The following is a 3,908-nucleotide window of genomic DNA, read 5'->3' as shown; positions in this document are numbered from 1 at the left end:
CGCGCGGCGCTCGCCATTCTCGATGAGATCGCGCGCGAGGCGGCCGATCCCGCGGCCGACCGCCCCCGGCGGCCGGCGGCCGAACCCGCCTTCATCCTCCATGCGCGTCCCTGGAGCGAAAGTTCGCTCGTCGCCGACGCGCTTACGCTCAGCCACGGGCGCGTCTTTCTGGTCGCCAAGGGCGCGAAGCGCCCGGGCTCGAACCTCCGGGGGCTCCTCACCCCCTTCAGTCCCCTGAAGCTCACCTGGACGGGCAGGAAGGAGGCGAAGATCCTCACCCGGGCCGAATGGATGGGGGTGCTGCCGCCCCTCTCGGGCGAGGCGCTGCTCTCGGGCTTCTACGTCAACGAACTCGTGCTGCGGCTCACCCGACGCGAGGACCCGCACCCCGGGCTCTTCGCGCTCTACGTGCGGGCGCTCGAAGAGCTTGCCGGCGCGCAGGCGATCGAGCGGCAGCGGGCGCTGAGGCGCTTCGAAGCGGGGCTTCTCCGGCTCTGCGGCTGGGAGGTGCGGGTGAGCGAGGGCGCAGGGGCGCCGCGCTACATGCTCCGCACTACCGGCGACCTCGCGGGCGTCGCGGAGGGGACGGCGACGCCCCCCGGCGTCAAGACCTGGCCGCGCGAAGAGGTCGAGGACGTGTTGGCCGGGCGCCTTGAGGGCCCGCAGGCCCTGCGCGCGGCGCGCGAAATCTACCGCGAGGCGATTGAACTGCGGCTCGAGCGGCCGCTCTCCACGCGGCGCGTGCTCGCCGACCTCAAGCACCTCTAGATCGCGCGGACGTTTGATTACAAAGCGGGCGGCGGGCCGCAAAGGCCGCGTGCTATTCTCGGGCGGTTCCGCCGCCGCCCTGGAAGCTTCGGGCGCCGCGGCGCGTTTCCTTTTGAAGAGGTTCCGCTCAGAATGGTCCGCACTCAGCTTTCGGTCAATTTGAACAAGGTCGCGCTCGTGCGCAACGCGCGCGAAGGCAACGCTCCCGATCCGGTCCGGTTCGGTCGCATCGCGCTCGAAGCGGGCGCCCACGGGCTCACCGTGCACCCGCGCCCCGACGAGCGCCACATCCGCGCTTCGGACCTGCGGCCCTTGAAGGACCTCGTGGACGCCTTTCCCGGGTGCGAGCTCAACATCGAAGGGAACCCCTTCGAAAATCTGATGCCGCTCCTGCGCGAGATCCGCCCGCACCAGGCGACCTTCGTGCCGGACGCCGTCGGACAGAAGACCTCCGACCACGGGTTCGACTTCGGCGACCCCGCGGTGCGTGAAGCGCTCGCTCCGGTCGTCTCCGAGGCGAAGTCCCTCGGCATCCGCGTGAGTCTCTTCATGGATCCCGAACCCGACTTCGTCGAATGGGCGAAGGCGGTGGGCGCGGACCGCATTGAGCTCTACACCGAGGCCTACGCCGCGGCCTGGAACACCCCGATCGCCGACGCCGTGACGACGCCCTATGCGGACTGCGCGAAGCTCGCCGCTCAGGCGGGCCTCGGCGTCAACGCGGGCCACGACCTGTCGCTTGAAAACCTCCGGACGCTCCTCGAAGCCTGCGGCAACATCCTCGAAGTTTCGATCGGCCACGCCTTCACGACCGAGGCGCTCGAATACGGGTTCGCCGAAACCGTGCGCCGCTACAACGCCATTCTCGACGCCGTCGCCGGGGAGCAGAAGTAATGCTCACCCGCACGAAGCTCGCCCGCGCCGCCGCGCTCGGCCCCGTCGTCGTGGACGTGGCCGGCACGACCCTCACCACCCGCGAGGTCGAGCGCATCCTTCATCCGATGACGGGGGCGGTGATCCTCTTCACGCGCAACTACGAGAACGCCGGCCAGCTCCTCGCCCTCACGGGCGCGATCCACGCGCTTCGTCCCGGGATCCTCGTCTGCGTGGACCACGAGGGCGGACGCGTGCAGCGCTTCCGCGAGGGGTTCACGGAAATCCCGGCGATGTCGGAGTTCCGCCGCTTCGGCGACGATGCGCCGGAGCTTCTCTTCGCCGCGGGGTTCGTGCTCGCTTCGGAATTGCGCGCCTGCGGCGTGGACATGAGCTTCACGCCGGTCCTCGACCTCGACTACGGGCGCTCCGGCGTGATCGGAAGCCGCTCGTTGGGCGCTACGCCCGCCGAGGTCGCGCGCAATGCCCGCGGGTTGATCGCCGGCCTCACGGCCGCTGGCATGGCGAACTGCGGCAAGCACTTCCCCGGTCACGGTTGGGCTCAGGCCGACAGCCACGTCGCGATGCCCGAAGACGACCGCGAACGCGAGGCCGTCCTCGAAGACCTTTCGCTCTACCGCGCGCTCTCGGGCGAGCTCACCTCCGTGATGACCGCCCACGTCGCCTACCGGGGGTTTGGCGGCGCGACCGCCACCTACGCGCCGGAGCTCCTCACGTCGGTGCTCCGCGGGTCGCTCGGCTTCACCGGCCTCGTCTTCTCCGACGACCTCTCGATGAAGGGCGCCGGAACGAACGACGCCCCCGTCGAGCGCGCCGAGCGGGCGCTCGTCTCGGGCTGCGACATGGTGCTCCACTGCAACCACCCCGAAGAAGCCGACGACATCCTCGCGCTCCTCGACTGGAAGCGGCCCGCCGCCTTCACCGAGCGCCTCGCGCGCCTGATGCCCGACGGCGGCGACCCGCTCACATTGGACGAGCTGCGCCGCACCGCGCTCTGGCAGTCCGCCCACGAGAAGCTCTCCGCGGCAGGACTGCTCACGGAGTAGGTACCCACTCGCATCTCCGCCGACGCCGCCCTCCCTGAGGCCGCCCGCATGCACCTGCGGGCCGTCTCGAGGAGGGCGGCGGCGTTTGAGTGCTGCCAATAGGGATAGCCAACCAATCTCTTGTGCTCAATAGCGGCACGAGAAGACGCATTGGTGCTGCACACTGACGGCATGGCACTGGCGCCGCCCGCCGTCACCTTTCTGCAGGGGCGGGGCGGCCCCGCCAACAGACGCAGCAGGCGCCCGCAAAGGCGCAAAAGGAGGACTGAGATGCGGCTGCCGGTCTTCATCGTGGAGCCGAAGGACAAAGAGGTTTGGCGCGTGATGTGCGCCCAGAGCGTCGGGAGCGCGCCCGATCAGCAGACTATGGAGGGCACGGGCGCGACGCTCTTTGAGGCGCTGCAGGCCATGCTCGGGACGCTCGGCGCCGGAAATGCGTCGTGGGCGTCGGCGGCACCCGCCCTCGAGCAGGCGGCGACGCCCACGGACGCCGCGCGGTGCGTGCTGGCGACGATCGACCCGGGTGTCAAAGGCGGCGCCCCGGCCTTCGTCTATCCCTGCGACCGCGCGGTGCTCCGCCCGGGCCGCGGGGTGCTTCTTGCCTGCGGCTCGCCCGCGCTTTCGGTGATCGGGCGCGACGACCGGAAGGCGGCGGCGGGCATGCGCCGCGTGATGGCGGACTGGTTTGCCGAAAAAGGACTCAAGCTCCCCGAACCCACGGCCCTCGGGCTGGCGGGCCCCGACCGGCTTCTCGTCGAGGTGCCCGCGGCCCCCGCACTCATCCGCGCGTACCGCCGTCCGTGGGGAGCGTACGAGCGATGGTTCCGACCTCCTCGAGGCTCGTGACGACGGCGAAGGCGCCCGCCGCGCGGAGCGCTGCTGCGGCGGCCTCCCGGTCGTGTGCGTAGCGCACAAACCCAACCGCGCGGATGCCGGCCGCACGGGCGCCGCGGATGCCGCTCACGCTGTCGTCCACGACGAGGGCCTCCTCCGGCGCCACCCCCATGCGGCGGCAGGCGAGAAGGTGAAGGTCCGGCGCGGGCTTGCCGCGCGCGACGTCTTCGGCCGAGAAGACCTGCGCCTCGCCCGTGAGCTCGAGGACGCCGAGGCGCCCGAGGGTGAGCGAGAGCCGTCGGTGGAGGCTGTTTGACCAAAAGATAGGCCTCGCGCAAGCCCCGTCCTTCAGGGCGAGGTTAGCGA

5 protein-coding genes are annotated in these 3,908 nt (G+C 70.7%); 4 read left to right on the top strand and 1 reads right to left on the bottom strand.

The annotated features are described in order from the left end of the window. The 4 genes from recO to ACT6Y9_RS09230 form a co-directional block, all read left to right on the top strand. The coding region (gene recO / locus ACT6Y9_RS09245) for a DNA repair protein RecO (protein ID WP_443744314.1) at window positions 1-768 on the top strand (768 nt) is incomplete at its 5' end. Window positions 769-900: 132 nt separating this feature from the next. Then, window positions 901-1,662, top strand: a complete 762-nt coding sequence (locus ACT6Y9_RS09240; protein WP_295479744.1) for a pyridoxine 5'-phosphate synthase — start codon at window positions 901-903, stop codon at window positions 1,660-1,662. Next, window positions 1,662-2,708 (top strand): beta-N-acetylhexosaminidase, encoded by a 1,047-nt coding sequence (gene nagZ / locus ACT6Y9_RS09235; RefSeq protein ID WP_443744313.1) that lies wholly within the window; start codon window positions 1,662-1,664, stop codon window positions 2,706-2,708. Before ACT6Y9_RS09240 ends, nagZ begins: the two co-directional genes overlap by 1 nt. 270 nt (window positions 2,709-2,978) lie before the next feature. Continuing rightward, window positions 2,979-3,554, top strand: a complete 576-nt coding sequence (locus ACT6Y9_RS09230; protein ID WP_443744312.1) for a hypothetical protein — start codon at window positions 2,979-2,981, stop codon at window positions 3,552-3,554. On the opposite strand, the gene ACT6Y9_RS09225 is transcribed toward ACT6Y9_RS09230, so the two are convergent. Then, on the bottom strand, window positions 3,487-3,908 hold a 422-nt coding region (locus tag ACT6Y9_RS09225), incomplete at its 5' end, for an HAD-IA family hydrolase (RefSeq protein WP_443744311.1). The two genes, ACT6Y9_RS09230 and ACT6Y9_RS09225, sit on opposite strands and share 68 nt — an antisense overlap.

It is taken from the genome of Sutterella sp., assembly GCF_052272535.1.
Taxonomy (GTDB): domain Bacteria; phylum Pseudomonadota; class Gammaproteobacteria; order Burkholderiales; family Burkholderiaceae_F; genus Sutterella.
This window is presented reverse-complemented; position numbering and strand designations above follow the sequence as displayed.

Excerpts from the sequence above, each read along its gene's own strand:
- ACT6Y9_RS09240 (WP_295479744.1), top strand. The coding sequence starts at position 901 with ATGGTCCGCACTCAGCTTTCGGTCAATTTGAACAAGGTCGCGCTCGTG.
- nagZ (WP_443744313.1), top strand. The coding sequence starts at position 1,662 with ATGCTCACCCGCACGAAGCTCGCCCGCGCCGCCGCGCTCGGCCCCGTC.
- ACT6Y9_RS09230 (WP_443744312.1), top strand. The coding sequence starts at position 2,979 with ATGCGGCTGCCGGTCTTCATCGTGGAGCCGAAGGACAAAGAGGTTTGG.